This window comes from Allochromatium palmeri, assembly GCF_009720725.1.
In the GTDB taxonomy this organism is placed as follows: Bacteria; Pseudomonadota; Gammaproteobacteria; order Chromatiales; family Chromatiaceae; genus Thermochromatium; species Thermochromatium palmeri.
Window position 1 is genome coordinate 1 of sequence record NZ_WNKT01000041.1, and the last position, 19789, is coordinate 19789.

Genomic DNA, 19789 nt, shown 5'->3' on the forward strand with positions numbered 1-19789 from the left:
GTGAAATTATTGATGGTTATGGATCTGAATATAAAATTGCGTTTTCATCTGTTTAATTTTTTTAATGAAAGTACTTAGGATGGGTTCGGGGCTTCCTAATGCAAATTTCCGTGATGGCCAGGAAAATGCTATTCGTTGGACCGTCGAAGGCAAAGGCCGCTTGCTGGTTGTTCAGAAGACCGGGTGGGGTAAAAGCTTCGTATACTTCATCGCGACCAAGCTACTGCGGAAATCGGGTGCCGGCCCCGCTCTGCTGATCTCGCCGCTGCTGGCGCTGATGCGTAACCAGATCGCTGCGGCAGAGCGGATGGGGGTTTGTGCCGCTACGATCAACTCCGACAACATGGACGACTGGACGGCAGTCGAGGGCAGGCTAGCCAAGGGAGAAATCGACATTCTGCTGATCTCGCCCGAGCGCCTGGCAAACGAGCGCTTCCGCACCCAGGTGTTAGCGGGTATCGCCGGACAAATTTCTCTACTGGTCATTGACGAGGCGCATTGCATTTCCGATTGGGGGCATGACTTCCGTCCTCACTACCGATTGCTGGAACGCATCGTCAAGACACTGCCTTCTAATCTGCGACTCCTCGCTACTACGGCGACGGCGAACAACAGGGTGATGGACGATCTCTCTGCGGTGTTTGGACCAAAGCTTGAAGTGTTGCGGGGTGATCTCAATCGCACTTCACTTTCTTTGCAGACGATTCGTCTGCCCAGCCAAGCCGAGCGTCTTGCATGGCTGGCGGAGCAGCTCAAAGCGCTGCAAGGCCATGGCATTATCTATACGCTAACAGTCCGTGATGCCAATCAAGTAGCGGAATGGCTGAAGATCCAAGGTTTTAACGTGGAGTCCTACACCGGGGAAACCGGTGATCGTCGCGAACAGTTTGAACAAGCGCTGCTCAATAACCAGGTCAAAGCGCTGGTTGCCACGACAGCCTTAGGCATGGGCTATGACAAGCCCGACCTGGCGTTTGTCATTCATTACCAGACGCCAGGCTCGGTGGTTGCCTACTACCAGCAGGTTGGTCGCGCAGGACGTGCGCTGGACTCCGCCTATGGGGTGCTTCTCAGTGGCCAAGAAGAGTCTGACATCACGGACTGGTTTATCCGGAGCGCGTTCCCTACCCGAAAGGAAGTCGCTGATGTCCTTGGGACACTTGAAGAAGAGCCCAACGGCTTGTCCGTCCCTGAACTGCTTAGCCGAGTCAATCTGAGTAAGGGGCGCATTGAGAAGACGATTGCGCTGCTCTCGCTCGAAGCACCGGCACCCATCGCCAAGCAAGGCAGCAAGTGGCAACTCACAGCGGCAACGCTGAGCGAAGCATTTTGGGATCGGGCGGAACGTCTCACCGCGCTTCGCCGAGACGAGCATCAGCAGATGCAGGACTATGTAAGTCTTTCGTTTGGTGAGCACATGGGTTTTCTGATTGGCGCGCTCGACGGCGACCCAAGCGTTGTCACGGATCCGGCCTTACCGCCACTGCCTACAACCGTGAATACCGAACTGGTCAAAGCCGCAATTGCATTTCTTCGTCGAACCAGCTTACCGATCCAGCCGCGCAAGAAGTGGCCCGACGGTGGGATGCCCAAGTACGGCGTCAAGGGATCCATTGCACCCGCCCATCAGGCCAATTCCGGCAAAGCGCTATGCGTCTGGGGCGACGCTGGCTGGGGCGGCTTGGTTCGACAGGGCAAATACCACGATGGCCACTTTTCCGATGACCTGGTTGCAGCCTGTGTGAAGATGCTCCGGGAGTGGAATCCGCAACCAACTCCGACCTGGGTGACCTGCGTTCCATCGCTGCGGCATCCCGACTTGGTACCGAATTTCGCGCAACGCTTGGCTGCTGCACTGGGGCTGACTTTCCATATGGTTATCGCAAAAACCGACGCAAGGCCAGAACAGAAAACGATGGCAAACAGTACACAGCAGGCGCGTAACATTGATGGCTCGCTGGCACTTAATGGCCAGCCTATTCCACCTAGCCCGGTTCTCCTGATTGATGACATGGTCGATTCGCGGTGGACGCTGACGGTGTCGGCGTGGCTTCTCCGCAAGAGCGGTAGTGGCGTAGTGTGGCCAATGGCCCTCTCAGAAGCAGGGCACGACGAATGAAACCAATCCTTTCACCCAACACCCAGGCGATCCTGCTGCTGACCGCACCACTCATTGCCGGGCGTGGCACTGCGTCATCCGATCTGCTATCGCCAGGTGAATACACGCGCCTCGCCCGCCACTTGCGCGAGATTCAGCATCAGCCAGCGGATCTAGTCTCGCTAGATGCGGTTGAGATCCTGCGTGCTTGCCAGCCGGTCATCGACGAAAGCCGAATGCAGAGACTGTTGGGACGCGGATTCCTGTTGAGCCAGGTGATCGAGCGCTGGCAGGCACGTGCCATTTGGGTGGTCAGCCGTGCCGACGCCGAGTATCCGCGTCGCTTGAAAGCTCGCCTTCGTGAAAATGCACCGGCTGTTCTCTACGGCTGTGGCGACAAAGATTTGCTCGAAACCGGAGGGCTTGCAGTCGTCGGCTCGCGCCATGTGGATGACGCACTGCTTGACGACACCATTTCCGTTGGGCGATTAGCTGCACGGGCGGGCAGGATGATCGTGTCAGGTGGAGCCAAAGGCATTGATCAGGCCGCCATGCGTGGTGCGCTTGAAGCGGGTGGCAAGGTCTGTGGCGTTCTGGCAGACAGCCTGGAAAAGACCGCCATGAACCGTGAACACCGCAACCTGCTGCTCAATGGTCAACTAGTGCTGATTTCGCCCTATGACCCTAGCGCCCGTTTCAACGTCGGCAATGCCATGCAGCGAAACAAACTAATCTATGCATTGGCGGAAGCATCGCTGGTGATGAATTCCGACTTCAAGAAAGGGGGAACCTGGGCCGGTGCCGTCGAGCAGCTCGACAAGCTTAAGTTTGTCACTGTATTTGTCCGCTCAATTGGTGAATCATCTGCTGGACTAGACGCCCTGCGAAAGAAAGGAGCAATTCCCTGGCCGAACCCGCAAGACGTCGATTCTTTTGCTGAAGTTTTCAACGTGCAGGTGCCGTCTGCAACCGTTTCTCCACAGGTTGGTTTTTCGCTGTTTGATGAATCGCAGTCAGCCGACACCACGCCCAAGACAACTGTGCTAGGCAATACCACTCTAGTTGCTAAGAATGAGATCGAGCCGTTAACACCTGCTGAAATCGTCTCGGATACGCTGCCACTGGCAGCAGCGCCAGAAAGGCATCCATCAGTTGAATCGGGAGCGGTAGCGTCAGCTTCAGAAACTAACGAGCCACCGCGGCCAAAATTGACCCCGGCTGAATTGCTCTTTTCATCTGTTCAGGAAGCGATTGAAAACCTCTTGTGCAAGCAAATGAAAGATTTCGAAGTGGCCGCAGCGCTGGATGTCTCAAATCAGCAGGCCAAAGCATGGTTGCAGCGTCTTGTTGAAGATGGAAAAGTGGAGAAGCTGAATAGGCCGGTACGCTACGTAGCTAAATCACAAAAATCTTTATTCAGCGATGAAGCGCAAGAATCAAATGGATCGAATGGATCGAATCAAATGCGATCAAGGTCAAATAGCTTTTTAGGTACGTAATTGAGTTGAATTAAATGCTCGGTGATTTATTTTCGCCCCGATAGGGTTGAGTTTGGCTTTGAAAAGCTGGCGTTCTTTATAAATAAAGACGCTTGATTGGAGGCTAGAATGCAGATTGCCATCGACCTTCCCAAGGATTTCGTAGGGATGCAAACCGAGCAAGCCATTGCCAAGGAGATGCGCCTGGCCTACGCGCTAACCCTCTTCAAAGAAGGTCACCTCTCTTTGGCCAAGGCCGCTGAATTAGCCAACTTGGATCTCTATGCATTCATCGCCACCTGCAAGCGCGAACGCATTTCGGTCATCGATACCACGCGAGACGAACTCCTGCGCGAGATGCATCTGATTTCAGAAGCCAGAGTGTGATTCTGGTCGCCGACTGCTCGTTGGTCGACGACCGACGCGGACGGCGCATGGCTCAAATCAACATTGTTGACGATCAATCAGATTCCGGCATCACCACGAGTCACCGCCATGCGCTTCTTCAACACCGAAGGCCCGATCCGCCCCGAGGATCACTACCATCTGCCGCCCCTCTCGCGCTGGGATCTCGACGCCATCCTGACCCTGATCGACCAGAAGAAATACTTCCTGCTCCACGCCCCGCGTCAGACCGGCAAAACGAGCTGCCTGCTGGCACTGATGGAACACCTCAACCGCGAGGGACGCTATCGAGCCGTCTATGCCAATCTCGAAATCGCCCAGACCGCGCGCGAGGACGTCGCACGGGCGATGCGCGCCATCTGCGGTACCATCGCCGCCGCCGCGCGTCTCTACATCGGGGACGACCGCCTCTTCGACTGGAACGAGACCGCACTGACAACCCGTGGCGCCGACGGAATGCTCAACAGCCTGCTGGAGACCTGGAGCCAGCAGAGTCCGCAACCGCTGGTGCTCCTGCTCGACGAGGTCGACGCCCTGGTCGGCGACACCCTGATCAGCCTGCTGCGTCAGTTGCGCGCCGGCTACACCCAGCGCCCGAACGCCTTTCCGCAGACCGTCGTCCTGTGCGGCGTGCGCGATCTGCGCGACTATCGCATCTACGCCAGTTCCGAGGCCGCCCCCATCACCGGCGGCAGCGCCTTCAACATCAAGGCCAAATCCCTGCGGCTCGGTGACTTCGACGCCGACGAGGTACGCACACTGCTGCTGGAGCACACCGCCGAGACCGGCCAGGTGTTCACGCCCGAGGCGCTCGACCGGGTCTGGGAACTGACCCTGGGCCAGCCGTGGCTGGTCAATGCGCTGGCCTATCGCGCCTGCTTCGAGTTGCGCGAAGGCCGCGACCGGAGCCGACCCGTCACGCTCGATCTCATCGAACAGGCCAAGGAGTCGATGATCGTCGAGCGCGTCACCCATCTCGATCAGCTCGCTCACAAGCTCCAGGAACCGCGCGTGCGCCGGATCATCGAGCCGATGCTGGCCGGTTCGGCGCTGGGCGAGGTGCCTGAGGAAGACATCGAGTATCTGCTCGATCTGGGTCTGTGCCGTCAGGCACCGGGACGTGGGTTGATCATAGCCAATCCCATCTATCGCGAGGTGCTGCCACGCTCGCTCGCCTTCACGCCCCAAGCCTCGCTGCCGGCGATCACACCGAGTTGGCTCGATCCCAATGGTTCACTGAATGCCGAACGCCTGCTCGCCGCCTTCCTCGCCTTCTGGCGTCAACACGGCGAACCGCTGCTCAAGAGTGCGCCCTATCACGAGATCGCCCCGCATCTCGTGCTGATGGCCTTTCTGCATCGCGTCACCAACGGCATCGGCAGCCTGGAACGCGAATACGCCATCGGTTCGGGACGCATGGATCTGTGTCTGCGCTATGGAGCTCTGACCCTGGGGATCGAACTCAAGGTCTGGCGCGACGGACGGCCCGACCCGCTCGACGATGGATTGAAGCAGCTCGACGCCTATCTCGCCGGTCTGGGCCTGGACTCCGGCTGGCTGGTGATCTTCGACCGTCGCTCCGGGCAGCCGCCGATCGAGGCGCGCACCACCAGTCTGGAGCAGCACACCCCGGACGGACGCCGCGTCACCCTGATTCGCGCCTGAGACAACCGCTATCAAAGGGGCTGCTGACGAACCTGTCGCCCATTGAGCCAGGCCCAACCTCGCGCCAGCCGCCCATGCGCACTCTCATGCAGCGACAACAGCGCCGGTGTGAAGACCAGCACCAGCACGGTCGAAAAGCCCACCCCAAACGCCAGCGACACCGCCATCGGAATCAAAAACTGCGCCTGAAGACTGGTCTCGAAAATCAGCGGCCCCAGACCCACCACCGTCGTCGCCGAGGTCAGGAGCATCGCGCGCAGACGCGACACCGCCGCCTCGACCAGCGCCTCATCGCTCTCCATCCCCTCTTCGCGCAGCTCGTGATACATGCTGACCAGGATGATGGCATTGTTGACCACGATCCCGGACAGCCCGAACAGCCCGAACAGCGACAGCAGCGTCAGATCCAGCCCCAGCAGCCAGTGCCCGCCGATCGCGCCCACCAAGCCCAGCGGAATGGCGGTCATCACCACCAGCGGCCAGCCCCAGCTCCCGAACACCGCCGCCAGGATCATATAGACCATCACCAGTCCCAGGATCAGCCCCAGACGCATGTCGCCGAGCGTCTCGCGCTGATCGGCGGCACGGCCCTCGAAGCTGTAGTCGATGCCGTAGTGCGACACCAGACGCGGCAGCAAATCGCGCTCCAGCGCCTCGCGGACGTTGTCGGGCGTGGCCAGCGCACGGTCGATGTCGGCCGAGACCTCGACTGCGAGCCGTCCGTCGGCATGACGCAGCGCCTCGAAGCCGCGCTGGGTCTCCCAGGCCGCGACCGTGGTCAGGGGCACGAACCGTCCATCCGGCGCACGCACCAGCAGTTGTTCCAGCGCGTTGAGCCGGACACGCTCGGCGCGCGGCAGCAGCACCCGCACTTCCAGCTCGTCCTGTCCGACTTGGACCAGTTGTGCCAGATAGCCATCGAAGGCCGCGCGCAACTGGCGTCCGAGCGACTCGGTGGTGAAGCCGAGCGCCTGTCCGGCCGGCGTCAGACGATAGATGAGCTGCTCGCGCCCGAACGGCATGTCGTCGACCATGTCCGAGACCCCTGGAACGCTCTCCAGGCTCTGGGCCAGTTCGAGCGCGGCGGACTTGAGCCGGTTGGCCTCGTCGCCCATGAGCCGGATCGTGAGATCGCGGCCCGGCGGCCCGGCCCGACGCGCCGAGACGACCAGACTCTCCAGCCCGGCCGGCATCCGGGTATTCGCGCGCCAGGCGGCGAGAAATTGCTCGTTGCGCACCGTGCGATACTCCGAGGGCGCGAGCTGCACCAGAATCGAGGCGAGCTGATCGCCGCTGGCGCCCCCGCCAGCCGCGACCGCAACCGTGGTGCCGAGCTGGGCAACCGCCGACTCGATCAGCCCGCCACCGAGTCGTTCCTCGGTCGCAATCAATGAACGTTCCAGTTCGGTCAGGAACTCGGCCGTCTGTGCGCGCGGGGTGCCCGCGACGAAGGTCGCGTTGGCGAAGACCACCTGTGACTCGGGTGTGGGGAAGAAGACGAAGGGCACCCGTCCACCGATCAGCAGACCGATCGCCAGCAACATGAACACCGCCACCAGGCTGACCGTGACCCCGCGCCAGTGCAGCGCCCAGACCACCATGGGCCGATAGATCTGGTCGCGGAAATGGTCGAATCCGGCGTTCACCCGCTGGCGCCAGCGCGGGATGACGGCGTCGCGATGATGCTCGAAGGCCGAACGCAGATGCATCGGCATGACCAGAAAGACCTCCAGCAGCGAGGCCGCGAGGACCATGATCGCGACGAAGGGAATGTCACCGAGGATATTGCCCATGATGCCGCCGACCAGCATCAGCGGCAGGAAGGCGGCGATGGTGGTCATGCCCGAGGCGACGATCGGCCAGAACATGCGCTGCGCGCCGACGATCGCCGCCTCCGCCGGCGCCAGCCCCTGACGGAAGCGCGTCTCGGCATGCTCGCCGACCACGATGGCATCGTCGCCGATGATGCCAAGCGTGAGCAGTAGCCCGAACAGGCTCATCATATTGATGGTGCCGCCGAAGGCCCAGAGCAGGGCGAGCGTGGCCATGTAGGCGGTCGGAATGCCCATCGCCACCCAGAAGGCGACCCGGCCCGGCAGAAAGACGAACAGCAGCACCAGCACCAGGGTCAGACCCTGGAGTCCGTTCTGGATCAGGAGATCGATGCGGTCGGCAATGACCTCCCATTGCGCATCGAAGACCGTCAGCTCGATGGCCGGCGGCAGGGTCGGGCGGGTGTCGGCGAGCCAGTCGTCGAAGATCCGCGCCGCCTTGAGCGAATGGCCCTGCTCGGCACGCTGCACCAGGAGTTCCACCGTTGCGGGCGTGTCCTCCAGCGCCTCCTTGTCCAGACCGACCGCGATGGGTGCCAGGGTCAGACTTGCCGGGCGTGCCTCGCGCACGATGGTCGCCACGTCGCCCAGCCGCACCAGCGTGCGTTCGTCGCTGACGATGGCCAGATCCTCGAAGGCGACCGAGTCGCGACGCTGCTCCAGACCGCGCAGCTCGCGCGCGCCATCGGCCTCGCCCGCGATCCCGGACGGCAGGTCGCGCGCGATCCGCCCGACCTGCTCGCCGATGCCGTCGAGCGAGAGTCCGAGCGTTTCCAGTGTGCGTCCCGGCACCTCGATGGCGATGCGCTCTTTGGGCAGGCCCGAGATATCGACCCGATCGATGCCGCGCGCCAGCAGCTCACGTTCGAACTGCCGCACCCAGGGCCGCAGCTCGGTCAGACTCGGCCCCGAGACCAGCAGCCGGGCCACCGACTCATAGCGCGAGATGCGGCTGATCTGGGGCGTCTCGGCGTCCTTGGGCAGATTGCGGAACTCGTCGACGCGCTGGCGCACCTGATCGAGCGCCAGCAGCGGGTCGGTGTCTTCCTGAAGCTCGACCAAGAGACTGGCGATGCCCTGGGCAGCGGTCGAGGTGAGCTTCTTGAGTCCATCGACTGTCTTGAGCCGTTCTTCCAGCGGGGTGACGACGCCGTTCTCGACGTCCTCGGCCGAGGCGCCGCTCCAGATCACGCTCACCGAGATGATGTCGAGCGCGAAGGTCGGGAAGAACTGGATATTCATCCGCGTCAGGCTGATGGCGCCCAGAATCAGCATCCCCGCCATCAGCAGATTGGCGAGCAACCGATGACGGGTGAAGAGCGCGATCAGACCCGGATTCATTCGACGACCTCGACCTTGAGCGTGTCGATGGCGTTCGGGAGATGGGTGATCATCACCGGCTCGCCGGGCTGGAGCTCGGGCACGCGCAGCAGCACCCGGCCCTCGCCCGCGCCTGTATCGAGTTCACCGACCCGCTCGATGGGCAGCCCCTTCAAACGCCCATCGCGCACGGCGAAGATGCGATCCCCGCCATGCAGGGCCGAAAAGGGCAGGGCGATGGTCTCGGGCGCGAGCGGGCGCTCCAGACGCAGATCGACGAAGGCGCCGAGTGGCAGGCTCGAGGCCGGATCGAGCCGCAACAGCGCGTCGACGCCGCGGGCATCGGCCTCGCCGGCCAGCCGTTCGAGCACCGCCGTGACCGGACGCCCGGCGTGCGAGCCCTGGGCCGTCAGCTGCTGACCGCTGGCAAGTGCGGCGCGCAACTCCTCGCTGTGCACGCCCGGCACCTTGGCGCGGACATAGAGTCCATCGAGCGGATAGAGCGTCAGGATAGTCTGGTTGGGCTGGAGCTGATCGCCAGCGGCGGCCTCGACGGCGCCGATACGGGCATCGAAGGGCGCACGCAGGGTACCGCGCTCCAGATCGCGCTCGGCCTCGGCCAGTGCCGCTTCCAGGGCCGCGAGCCGTGCCGGATGTTCGGCAATCGACTGCTCGCGCAGCATCACGGCCAACTGGGCGCGGGCGTATTGCTCGCGCGCTTCATCGACGCTGGAGGCCGAGCCGAGCTGTTTGGACTGTACGGTCTCAGCGCGTTCCGTCGCTAACTGTGCCAAACGCAGGATTTGGCGCTCCTGCTCCAGCGCCTGACGATCATGGCTCAGCTTCAGACGCTCTTTTTCGAGATCGGCGCGCGCCCTGGTCAGACGCGGTTGCAGATCGCGCGGATCGAGCTGGGCGAGCAGATCGCCGGCGGCGACGCGATCACCGTCACGCACCTGGACGTCCAGCAGCCGGCCGGCCACGGGCGCGGCGGCCTGGAGGCGATCGGGTGCCTCGACCTGGCCGAAGAGCGCCAGGATCGGATGATGGGCGGCGGGTTGGACGTCGGTGACCTCGATCCGCCAGATTCGTTCACTGGGTTTGACTGGATCTGGGGCGGGACGGGTCGCCTTGAGGGCGACGAAGATCCCGATTCCCAGGGCGAGAATCAGGATCGGCAGGATACGGCGCAGCATGGATCGAATCTGGACTCGCTATGGGTCGGGGACTCCAAGATGATGGCGGGGCTGGCGATACTCAAGCCGACCGCCGGGCCACCGTCATGATGAGCGTGTGCGGTCGGCTTCGGCCTGCGGAGGGACGGGGGTGCTTGGCGGTGTCTGCGACTCGGTCGCCGGCGCAGGGCGCGGCGTGGTCAGAGCCGGGTCTTCCAGAATGGTGTCGAGCGGCTTGAGGCGTGACTGCTCGTCGAGGATCGTTTTGAGTTCCTCAGCCTTGAGTTCGCGATCGATCTCGTGCTTGACGTTGGCGAGCGTGCGCCGTGCGTGCCCGACCCACTTGCCCGCCACACGCGCGACCTTTGGCAGGCGCTCAGGGCCGACCACGACCAGCGCCACGATCGCGACCAGAATCAGTTCTTGAAAGCCAACGTCGAACATCTAGGGTAGGTCCAGTGGACAGGCAGCGGATTGACGAGACGGTCGACTCAGGAGCGATCCTGTTTGGCCGTGGGATCAGCGGGACGCGACTGAGTGCTCGAATCGGTCGGGCGTGCCTCGTTGGACTGGGCGATGGTCGCGCTGTCATCGTCGTCCTTGTCGGAGTTCGACATGGAGCTGCGGAAGCCGCGGATAGCTTCGCCGAGATCCGCGCCGATGTTCTTCAGCCGCTTGGTGCCGAACAGGAGGACGACGATCACCAGGATGATCAGGAGTTGCCAAATACTGATGCCGCCGACACCCATGTTTTTCTCCGGTGTGCTTGTCTGTTGCGGCCACGCGCCTGGCTCATGGCGGCGACGTGGACGGGATTTGAGATTGAAGTGGGGCGATCATAACGCAAGCGGATGGACGCTGAAAGCGCCCACGGAATCGCGGAGGCGTGAATGGACGCGATCGGCGTGCGTTTACGTCGGGCATTGGGATAGGGGATGATGTTGTGAAATGTCTGGTGAAAGACCGGATTCTGAGGTCGGACGAGGTGGCATGCGGATTCATCTGATTTGTGTCGGCCGGCGGATGCCGGGCTGGATCGAGGAGGGCTATCGTGAATATGCCAAGCGGCTGCCGCCTGAGTGCGCCCTGCATCTGGTCGAGATCGACCCGGTGCATCGGGCCAAGACCACCAATGTGCGTCAGGCGCGCGAGGAAGAGGGGCGGCGGATTCTCAAGGCAATTCCCAAGGGGGCGGATGTGATCGTGCTCGATGAGCGCGGGCGTTCCTGGAGCACCGAGACCCTGGCCGGTCAGTTGCGCGACTGGCTGGCCGATGGACGTGATCGGGCGCTCGTGGTCGGCGGGGCCGATGGGCTGTCGGCGGACTGTCTGGCCCAAGCGCGCGAGCGCTGGTCGCTGTCGGCGTTGACCTTTCCGCATCCGCTGGTGCGCGTCATTCTCGCTGAGCAGCTCTATCGTGCCTGGAGCCTGAACCAGGGTCACCCCTATCATCGCGCCGGGTAGCTGCAATATGACTGATATCAACTATCCGCTCTATCTCGCCTCGCGCTCACCGCGACGTGGTGAGCTGCTGACCCAGATCGGGGTTCGGTTTGCCCTGGTCGCGGCTGAGGTGGACGAAACACCGCACGCCGGCGAATCGCCCGAGGCCTATGTGCGACGGGTGGCGATCGACAAGGCCCGGGCGGGCCGGTCCGGGGTGTCGCCGGATGATCCGCGCCCGGTGCTGGCCGCCGACACCGCCGTGGTGCTCGACGACGAGATTCTGGGAAAACCGCTCGACTGCCCCGATTTCCTCCGCATGATGGCGCGTCTGTCCGGGCGGACGCATCGGGTACTGACCGGCGTGGCGCTGTCGTTCGCTGACGCGCTTTGGTACGAACTGAGCGTAAGCCAGGTCCGCTTTCGCGACATCGAGGCGCACGAGCGACTGGCCTACTGGGCGAGCGGCGAGCCGCACGACAAGGCCGGCGGCTATGGCATCCAGGGCTTGGGCGCGCTCTTCGTGGCCGATCTCCAGGGCAGCTATTCGGGCGTTATGGGGCTGCCGCTCTATGAAACCGGCCGTCTGCTGCATCGCGTCGGAATCGCCCTGCTCGCCGGCGACAGCGAACCCTGAAGACATCCGTCGAGCAAATCCTTGAACACCATCTTTGCGTCCTTCGCGCCGTTGTGGTTTCAATGTTCAGAATCCAGCTATTGAAGGACGTACCGAGTGAGTGAAGAGATTCTCATCAATGTCACCCCGCCCGAGACCCGCGTCGCTGTGGTCGAGAACGGTGTCGTGCAGGAGATCATCATCGAGCGCGCCGAGCGCTGCGGTCTGGTCGGCAACATCTACAAGGGGCGTATCTGCCGCGTATTGCCGGGGATGCAGGCGGCCTTCGTCGACATCGGTCTGGAGCGTGCGGCCTTTCTGCATGCCTCCGACATCATCGGCACTCCGGGCGAGTCGCGCGGCGACCAGATCCATGAGCTGGTGCACGAGGGCGACATGATCGTGGTCCAGGTGGTCAAGGATCCGCTCGGCACCAAGGGCGCGCGCCTGACCACCAACATCTCGATCGCCTCGCGCTATCTGGTGTGCATGCCGGCGGTGGCGACCACGGGCGTGTCGCAGAAGATCGAAGACGAGGACGAGCGCCGCCGGCTGCGCGAGATCCTGCTGCGCTATGTCGAGGCCCATCAGGGCGAGGGCGGTTTCATCGCCCGTACCGCCGCCGAGGCTGTGAGCGAAGAGGCACTGGAGAAGGACATGGCCTTTCTGGCCAAACTCTGGCACGGCATCAAGGAACGCTGCCTCCATGTCAACCAGATCGGACTCATCCACGACGACCTGGCCCTGGCTCTGCGCGCCCTGCGCGATCTGGTCACGCCCGAGGTCGAGCGTATCCGCATCGACTCGCGGGCCATGGTCGACAAGGCCGTCTCCTTCGCCACCAAGTACATCCCCGAGATCCAGGGCCGCATCGAGTACTACCAGGGCGAGCGTCCGCTGTTCGATCTCTATGGCGTCGAGGAGGAGATCCGCAAGGCACTCCAGCGCAAGGTCAGTCTCAAGTCGGGCGGTCATCTGGTCATCGACCAGACTGAGGCCATGACGACGATCGATGTCAACACCGGTGCCTTCGTCGGTCATCGCAATCTGGAAGAGACCATCTTCAAGACCAACCTGGAGGCGGCCCAGGCGATCTGTCGCCAGCTCAGACTGCGCAATCTCGGCGGCATCATCATCATTGACTTCATCGATATGACCGAGGACGAGCACAAGCGTCAGGTATTGCGCGCGCTCGAAAAATGCCTCGCTCGCGATCACGCCAAGACCCATATCACCGAGGTCTCCTCGCTCGGTCTGGTCGAGATGACACGCAAGCGCACCCGCGAGTCGCTGGAGCATGTGCTGTGCGAACCCTGTCCCTGCTGCGGCGGACGCGGTTCGATCAAGACCGCCGAGACGACCTGCTACGAGATCTTCCGCGAGATCCTGCGCGAGTCGCGTCAGTTCGAGGTCGAAACCCTGCTGGTGCTGGCCTCGCAGGAGGTCGTCGACCGGCTGCTCGACGAGGAATCGGCGCATCTGGCCGAGCTGGAAGAGTTCATCGGCCGTCCGATCCGGCTCCAGGCCGAGGCGCTCTACACGCAGGAACAGTACGACGTCGTGCTGATCTAAGGCGATGTCCAGGAAAGCGCATCCCCAAGTCCCTTCCCCTTGAGAGGAACGGGAGCGTCTTTTCAGGCAATCACCGACAGTCCCGCCATGCCTTTGCTCATACGCTTTACGGTCTTGCTGACGACCCTCATGCTCCTGGGGTTGGTGACCCTGACGCTGCTGGTCTCGGTTGTGCGATTCGCGCCGCCGCTGGCTGGCGAGTATCGCGAACGCATCGCTGAGCAGCTCTCCGAGCATTTGGGGTATCGGGTCTCGATCGGAACCCTGCGGGTTGGAATGGCCGGATGGCAGCCGCGACTGACGCTGGAACGGGTCACGCTCGCCGATCCGGACGCGGTGACGCGGGCGCTGGCCCTGAACGCCGTCGAGCTGGATCTGAACCTCCAGGCGTCGCTGTCGAGCCGTTCGCTCCAGATCGCCGGTGTCACACTGGTTGGCGCGCACCTGGAGCTGGAGCGTGGCGAGGACGGGCGCATCCGGGTGCGTGGCCTGGAAGCCTTGGGAGAGAGTGATCCGCGAGCGCTCAAACAGTTTTTGAGCCAGGGTCGGCTCGATCTGATCGAGAGCGAGATCCTGTTCAGTGACGCGACGCACGGCGGCCATTGGCTGCGTCTGGTCGATACCCGCCTGCAAGTGGAAAACGCCGGCGAGCGCCATTGGCTCGATCTCTCCGCCCGACCGGTTCCGCCCGTACCGCTCGTGCGCGAAACCGATGATGACAGCACTGATTCGAGCACGCCGGAGGTCGACGGACAGTCTCTCCAGTTGGCCATGCGCTTGCAGGGTCCGCCGGCGGATCCGCGCGCCTGGAGTGGTCGCGGGTATCTTCGTCTGGACGGCGCGAATCTCGGTTTGCTGTTACCGCCGGGCGTGCTGGATCAGGGGTGGCTGGATACCGGGCGTACCGCGATCGAGGGTTGGTTGAACCTTCAGGACGGCCGGCTCGAACAGGCGCTGATTCGGGCGGATGTGCAAAGCGTGCGCCTGTGGTCCGACAAGGACAGGCATGAACCGCCGCCGTCCTGGCGCCTGAATGCGCTGGCGCGGGTGCGGGCGCTGGCGTCTGGCTGGAGCGTACAGATCGCCGGACTGGAGGCTGGGGTCGATGGCGCGGCACTCGCGGGGTTGGACCTGGGTCTGCGTCTGAGTCCCGACGGTCGGCTGCTGGCGCTGGACGGGCGTCTCGCGGATCTGGATCTGTCCGACCTGAGCACCCTGCTGCGGGCCAGTCCCTGGTCAGGTCCTGACCCATTGCGCACGCTCCTGGAGCGTCACCCGCGCGGACGCCTGCACGACCTGTCGCTCTGGTTCGCGCGCTCCGAAGACGCGTCAGTGCCGCCGCGCTGGCAGTTCTCGGTCAGTCTGTCGGAGTTCGGACTCGACCGGCAGGGGCGACAGCCGGGGTTCGACGGACTGAATCTGGTGCTCGGCGGCGATCAGGACGGCGGCCGGGCGCGTCTGGACACCAATGGGCTGGCGCTGGACCTGAACCCTGTTTTCGATCGCCCGTTGCGGCTCGACCGGCTCGATGGACGTCTGGACTGGGAGCGCCAGACCGCTGGCGGTTGGCGTCTCGTGGTCTACCAGCTCGCGCTGAAGAATGCCGATCTCAGCGGCCAGGGGCGTCTGGAGCTGCAACTGCCGGGCGCCGACGGGCGTCCCTTCGTGGATCTGCGCGCACGCTTCCAGGATGGCAATGGCGCCAACGTCCGTCCCTATCTGCCCGCCGGTCTCATGCATCCTCAACTGCTGAACTGGCTCGAAACCGCGATCGTTTCCGGGCGTGTCACTCAGGGCGATCTGATCTTTCGCGGTGCGCCGGCGGATTATCCCTTTCGCAAGCGCCAGGGCCGGTTCGATCTGAAACTCGAATTCGAGGATCTGCGACTGGACTATCAGCCCGACTGGCCGGCGATTGAATCCGCCGCCGGTCATCTGCGCTTTCTCGACGAGGGGCTGACGATCCGGGTCGATCGCGGACGTATTCTCGATAGCGCCTTTTCCAATGGCCGGGTCGATCTACCCGATCTGCGTGGACTCAAACGCCTCAGCATCCATGGCGAAGCGCGCGGTCCGTTCACGGACGGTCGCCGGACGCTGGCCGAGACGCCGCTCGCCGACACACTGGGCCAGCTCGCTGGGATCCTCGAGGTCGGTGGTCAGTCGCAGTTGGTTCTGGACATCGATCTGCCGTTAGTGAAACAGCGCCGACTCGGCGTATCGGGTGTCCTGAGCTGGCCCGCGCCAGCTACGCTCGGCCTGCGCGGGACGCCCATCCAGCTCTCGGACCTCGGCGGCGCGGTACGCTTCAACGAGCGCGGCATCGAGGCCTCCTCAGTCACCGCCAGGCTCGGCCGCCAGCCAATCGCACTGTCGCTCGCCAGCCAGGACGACGGACTGGCGCTGGCCGGAACGCTCGATACGCTGGATCTCGATGACTGGCCTGCCCGGACCCAGTCAACGGGTTTCGACCCGACCGCGAACGACCTGGGCGGCGTCACGCTGGCGAGCCTGGACGTCGAGGTTGGCCGTCTCCGCTTTGGCGAGCTGACGCTCAACGCCTTCAAGCTCAGCGGGACGCCCGATGCATCCGGCTGGCGGCTGCGACTCGATGCGCGCGAGCTCGCCGGTCGCGTCCACTGGCCGAAACGGGCGAATGGCGAGCGTTTGCAGCTTGATCTCGAACGGGTCGATCTCAAGCCTTTGCTGGCGCGTCCTGAGTCCGCGGGGACGCCGACACCGGTCGTTTCCACGCCGAGCGCCGGTCCGGGCCCGATCACCGGGCTGCCCTCGCTCGATCTGCGCGTCGAGCGGCTCGATTGGGGCGAACGCCGACTTGGAACACTGGATCTGACGCTGCGTCGTGACGCACTGGGCACGCGCTTTCCGCGTCTGAAGCTGAGCGGTCCGGGACTCTTGACAGTCGAGGGCGTCGGGGAGTGGATTCGCGCCGCCGATGGCGGCGCGAGCCGGTTCAACCTCAAGGCCAGTGTGCCCGATCCGGGACAGCTCTTGAGCGTCTTCGACGAGCAGACCGCGATCGAGGCCAAGACGGCCGGCGCGCGCGTTCAATTGCGCTGGCCGGGCGGCCCGACGCGCTTTGCCTGGGCCCGCGCCGAGGGTGAGCTGGACATCGAGGTTGGCGCCGGGCGCTTGCTGAAGGTCGAGCCGGGGGTCGGGCGTCTGCTTGGGTTCGTTGATCTCGGTTCGATCGGTCGCCGGCTGGTGCTCGACTTCTCGGATCTCCACGCCCAGGGGTTCGCCTTCGAGCGCGTAGGCGGACGGATTCTCATCGGGCAGGGGCTGGCGCGCTTCGACGACTTTTCAATCGAGGGACCGGCCGCCAGGGTGATCCTGGCCGGTGTCACGAATCTGGCCAGCCGGCAGCTCGATCAGCGGGTGCTCGTCGAGCCAAGACTCGGTTCGAGCGTGGCCCTGGCCAGCGCCGTGGCCGGCGGCCCGGTGGTCGGCGCGGCCGTTTATCTGGTCGATCGCGCCACCGGCAACACACTCGACCGGCTCGGCCGCTATGAATATCGCCTCGCCGGCTCCTGGAACGCCCCTGAGTGGACGCGCGTCGGCTGGGAGCCGTTCAGCGGTTTCGGTTCGGCGACCGAAAGCGAGAACCAAGACACACAATCATCACGCGACACCAATCATTTTATGGATCTGCCCTGAGGCTCGGTTTTCGGTGAACGGAGTCTGGTGGTATCGTTGCAACAATCGAGCGAAACGGCGGCGATAGGCCGCCAGTCAGGATGGGCGCCGACTGCCGCGCCAGGCCATGGGCAGGATTTAGGTGTAAGAAGAGATGAAAGAAAAACATAAGATCGGGGCGATCCAGATGGCGACTGGACCCAATGTCAGCGCCAATCTGTTCGAGGTGGAGCGTCTGACCCGTGAAGCGGTGGAAGAGGGAGCTGAACTGCTGGTTCTGCCCGAGAATTTCGCCTTCATGGGCAAGGAGGATCGCGATCAGCTCGATATCCGCGAACCCGAGGGTGAGGGGCCGCTCCAATCATTTCTGGCGCGTCTGGCCAAGCAGTTCGGCATCTGGCTGGTCGGCGGAACCATTCCGCTGGCCGCGAGCGACTCCAGCCGGGTGCGCGCCGCCTGCCTGGTCTTCGACGACCGTGGCGAGCGCGTCGCCCGCTACGACAAGATCCATCTGTTCGATGTCAATCTGCCGGGTCTCGACGAGCGCTATCACGAGTCGGCGGTCATCGAGCCGGGGTCCAGGCCGGTCGTGATCGACACACCCTTCGGGCGTCTGGGTCTGGCGGTCTGTTATGATCTGCGCTTTCCTGAGCTATTCAGGCGCCTGCTCGATGAGGAGGCCGAAATCCTCGCCGTGCCCTCGGCCTTCACTGCTGTCACCGGCAAGGCCCACTGGGAGCCGCTGATGCGGGCGCGCGCGATCGAGAACCTGGCTTATGTGGTCGCCGCCGCTCAGGGCGGATTCCACGTCAATGGTCGCGAGACCCATGGACACAGCCTGATCGTCGACCCCTGGGGCACCATTCTGGCGCAGGTGCCGCGCGGAACAGGCTTTGTCTGCGCCTCGATCGACCGCGAATTCCTGGAATCGGTGCGGCGCAGTTTCCCGACCATCCATCATCGTCGTTTGAAATGCAGCGTTTGAGCCCGCAACTCTGAGCGTGAACGGCACAACCATGCACCACTTGCCACTGATACAAGAGTCCGCCTAATTTCGAGCCTATGAATGACCCTATCGCCATCGCCCGTGACAGCATCCTCGCTCCGGCCGGACTGGACGAGTCCGCACTCGACCGTCTGCTCGGACATCTGACCAGTGCAGCGGTAGACGCGGCCGACATCTATTTTCAGTACAGCCGTCTGCAATCCTGGGTGCTGGAGGACGGCATCCTCAAGGATGGCAACTTCAGCATCGAGCAGGGTGCAGGTTTGCGTGCCGTCAGCGGCGAGAAGACCGGTTTTGCCTATTCAGACGAGTTGCAGCTTCCGGCCCTGCTCGAAGCCGCCACAGCGGCGCGGGCCATTGCGCGCGGTGGGCGCGAGGGGCAGGTGCGCATCGGGCAGGCGCCGACCAAGCAGCGCCTCTACGAGCCGCTCAACCCCATCGGCAGTCTGCCCGACGCAGACAAGGTCGCGCTGCTGCAACGGGTCGATGCCGAGGCTCGCCGCGCCGATCCGCGCGTGCGCGAGGTCGTCGCCAGTCTGGTCGCGGTCCAGGACACGGTCTTGGTGCTGGCCGACGATGGCACGCTGGCCGCCGACGTGCGTCCGCTGGTGCGGTTGAACGTTAGTGTCATCGCCGAGCAGGACGGACGGCGCGAGCAGGGATCGAGCGGTGGCGGGGCGCGCGCGGATCTTGGCTATTTCCTGGTCGAGGATCGGGCGCTGACCTTTGCGCGCGAGGCGGTGCGGCTGGCGCTGGTCAATCTGGACGCCGTCGCGGCTCCGGCCGGAACCATGACCGTGGTCCTCGGCTCGGGCTGGCCCGGCGTGCTGCTGCACGAGGCCGTCGGCCATGGTCTGGAGGGCGACTTCAACCGCAAGGGCAGTTCGGCCTTTGCCGGGCGCCTCGGCCAGCGGGTCGCCGCCCAGGGTGTGACCGTGGTCGACGACGGCACGCTACCCGGACGGCGCGGTTCACTCAATCTCGATGACGAGGGCACGCCGACCCAGAACACGGTGCTGATCGAAGACGGCATCCTGCGCGGCTACATGCAGGACAAGCTCAACGCCCGACTCACCGGCACCACGCCCACCGGCAACGGCCGGCGCGAATCCTACGCCCATCTGCCGATGCCGCGCATGACCAACACCTACATGCTCGCCGGCGAGCGCGACCCGGAGGAGATCATCGCCTCGGTCGACAAGGGACTCTATGCCGTCAACTTCGGCGGCGGTCAGGTCGACATCACCTCGGGCAAGTTCGTGTTCTCAGCCAGCGAAGCCTATCTGATCGAAAAGGGGCGCATCACCCGTCCAGTCAAGGGCGCCACCCTCATCGGCAACGGCCCGGACGTGCTGACCCGCGTCAGCCTGATCGGCAACGACCTCAGGCTCGACGAAGGTGTCGGCACCTGCGGCAAGGAAGGCCAGAGCGTCCCGGTCGGCGTCGGCCAGCCCACACTGCGCATCGACGGCCTCACTGTCGGCGGCACCAGTCAGTAGTCTGAACGCCGCGCATCTGATTC

14 protein-coding genes are annotated in these 19789 nt (G+C 63.6%); 10 read left to right on the plus strand and 4 right to left on the minus strand.

Annotation, left to right across the window (positions count from 1 at the left end):
* The first annotated feature begins 79 nt into the window (after window positions 1-79).
* The 4 genes from GJ668_RS15300 (at window position 80) to GJ668_RS15315 (ending at window position 5646) form a co-directional block, all read left to right on the plus strand.
* Complete coding sequence (locus GJ668_RS15300) at window positions 80-2119, plus strand: RecQ family ATP-dependent DNA helicase (protein ID WP_246194927.1); 2040 nt, start codon at window positions 80-82, stop codon at window positions 2117-2119.
* Window positions 2116-3597 (plus strand): DNA-processing protein DprA, encoded by a 1482-nt coding sequence (locus GJ668_RS15305; RefSeq protein WP_155451005.1) that lies wholly within the window; start codon window positions 2116-2118, stop codon window positions 3595-3597. The genes GJ668_RS15300 and GJ668_RS15305 overlap by 4 nt, the downstream gene beginning before the upstream one ends.
* A gap of 108 nt (window positions 3598-3705) precedes the next feature.
* Complete coding sequence (locus tag GJ668_RS15310; protein ID WP_155451006.1) at window positions 3706-3963, plus strand: UPF0175 family protein; 258 nt, start codon at window positions 3706-3708, stop codon at window positions 3961-3963.
* Between the two features lie 108 nt (window positions 3964-4071).
* A complete protein-coding gene (locus GJ668_RS15315; protein ID WP_155451007.1) occupies window positions 4072-5646 on the plus strand; it encodes an AAA-like domain-containing protein in 1575 nt (524 codons plus the stop codon).
* Between the two features lie 11 nt (window positions 5647-5657).
* Here GJ668_RS15315 and GJ668_RS15320 read toward each other — a convergent pair whose 3' ends face one another.
* The 4 genes from GJ668_RS15320 to tatA all read right to left on the minus strand — a co-directional run bounded on the left by GJ668_RS15320 (window position 5658) and on the right by tatA (window position 10722).
* The gene (locus GJ668_RS15320) at window positions 5658-8819 is read right to left on the minus strand and encodes an efflux RND transporter permease subunit (RefSeq protein WP_155451008.1); all 3162 of its coding nucleotides are present in this window, start codon (window positions 8817-8819) and stop codon (window positions 5658-5660) included.
* Window positions 8816-9994, minus strand: coding sequence for an efflux RND transporter periplasmic adaptor subunit (locus GJ668_RS15325; protein ID WP_155451009.1), 1179 nt, complete (start codon window positions 9992-9994; stop codon window positions 8816-8818). The genes GJ668_RS15320 and GJ668_RS15325 overlap by 4 nt, the downstream gene beginning before the upstream one ends.
* An 84-nt stretch (window positions 9995-10078) precedes the next feature.
* Window positions 10079-10417: a Sec-independent protein translocase protein TatB gene (gene tatB, locus GJ668_RS15330; protein ID WP_155451010.1), complete on the minus strand. Its 339-nt coding sequence runs from the start codon at window positions 10415-10417 to the stop codon at window positions 10079-10081.
* A 47-nt stretch (window positions 10418-10464) separates the two neighbouring features.
* Window positions 10465-10722, minus strand: a complete 258-nt coding sequence (gene tatA / locus GJ668_RS15335; protein WP_155451011.1) for a twin-arginine translocase TatA/TatE family subunit — start codon at window positions 10720-10722, stop codon at window positions 10465-10467.
* Between the two features lie 241 nt (window positions 10723-10963).
* Between tatA and rlmH the strand changes: the two genes are divergently transcribed.
* From rlmH to tldD, 6 genes are all read left to right on the plus strand, one after another.
* Window positions 10964-11437 carry a 23S rRNA (pseudouridine(1915)-N(3))-methyltransferase RlmH gene (gene rlmH / locus GJ668_RS15340; RefSeq protein WP_155451012.1) on the plus strand — a complete coding sequence of 158 codons (474 nt, stop codon included), beginning with the start codon at window positions 10964-10966 and terminating at the stop codon, window positions 11435-11437.
* A 7-nt stretch (window positions 11438-11444) separates the two neighbouring features.
* On the plus strand, window positions 11445-12053 hold the full coding sequence (locus GJ668_RS15345) for a Maf family protein (protein ID WP_155451013.1): 609 nt from the start codon (window positions 11445-11447) through the stop codon (window positions 12051-12053).
* A 96-nt stretch (window positions 12054-12149) separates the two neighbouring features.
* Entirely contained in the window at window positions 12150-13604 is a 1455-nt protein-coding gene (rng, locus tag GJ668_RS15350) for a ribonuclease G (RefSeq protein ID WP_186343135.1), read from the plus strand.
* Window positions 13605-13691: 87 nt separating this feature from the next.
* On the plus strand, window positions 13692-17282 hold the full coding sequence (locus GJ668_RS15355; RefSeq protein ID WP_155451014.1) for a YhdP family phospholipid transporter: 3591 nt from the start codon (window positions 13692-13694) through the stop codon (window positions 17280-17282).
* Between the two features lie 133 nt (window positions 17283-17415).
* The gene (locus GJ668_RS15360; RefSeq protein WP_155451015.1) at window positions 17416-18246 is read left to right on the plus strand and encodes a carbon-nitrogen hydrolase family protein; all 831 of its coding nucleotides are present in this window, start codon (window positions 17416-17418) and stop codon (window positions 18244-18246) included.
* Between the two features lie 77 nt (window positions 18247-18323).
* Window positions 18324-19766 (plus strand): metalloprotease TldD, encoded by a 1443-nt coding sequence (gene tldD, locus GJ668_RS15365; protein WP_155451016.1) that lies wholly within the window; start codon window positions 18324-18326, stop codon window positions 19764-19766.
* Window positions 19767-19789 lie beyond the last annotated feature (23 nt).

Coding starts and splice junctions, on each gene's coding strand:
- GJ668_RS15300 (WP_246194927.1), top strand. CDS start 80: ATGGGTTCGGGGCTTCCTAATGCAAATTTCCGTGATGGCCAGGAAAAT.
- GJ668_RS15305 (WP_155451005.1), top strand. CDS start 2,116: ATGAAACCAATCCTTTCACCCAACACCCAGGCGATCCTGCTGCTGACC.
- GJ668_RS15310 (WP_155451006.1), top strand. CDS start 3,706: ATGCAGATTGCCATCGACCTTCCCAAGGATTTCGTAGGGATGCAAACC.
- GJ668_RS15315 (WP_155451007.1), top strand. CDS start 4,072: ATGCGCTTCTTCAACACCGAAGGCCCGATCCGCCCCGAGGATCACTAC.
- GJ668_RS15320 (WP_155451008.1), bottom strand. CDS start 8,819: ATGAATCCGGGTCTGATCGCGCTCTTCACCCGTCATCGGTTGCTCGCC.
- GJ668_RS15325 (WP_155451009.1), bottom strand. CDS start 9,994: ATGCTGCGCCGTATCCTGCCGATCCTGATTCTCGCCCTGGGAATCGGG.
- tatB (WP_155451010.1), bottom strand. CDS start 10,417: ATGTTCGACGTTGGCTTTCAAGAACTGATTCTGGTCGCGATCGTGGCG.
- tatA (WP_155451011.1), bottom strand. CDS start 10,722: ATGGGTGTCGGCGGCATCAGTATTTGGCAACTCCTGATCATCCTGGTG.
- rlmH (WP_155451012.1), top strand. CDS start 10,964: ATGCGGATTCATCTGATTTGTGTCGGCCGGCGGATGCCGGGCTGGATC.
- GJ668_RS15345 (WP_155451013.1), top strand. CDS start 11,445: ATGACTGATATCAACTATCCGCTCTATCTCGCCTCGCGCTCACCGCGA.
- GJ668_RS15355 (WP_155451014.1), top strand. CDS start 13,692: ATGCCTTTGCTCATACGCTTTACGGTCTTGCTGACGACCCTCATGCTC.
- GJ668_RS15360 (WP_155451015.1), top strand. CDS start 17,416: ATGAAAGAAAAACATAAGATCGGGGCGATCCAGATGGCGACTGGACCC.
- tldD (WP_155451016.1), top strand. CDS start 18,324: ATGAATGACCCTATCGCCATCGCCCGTGACAGCATCCTCGCTCCGGCC.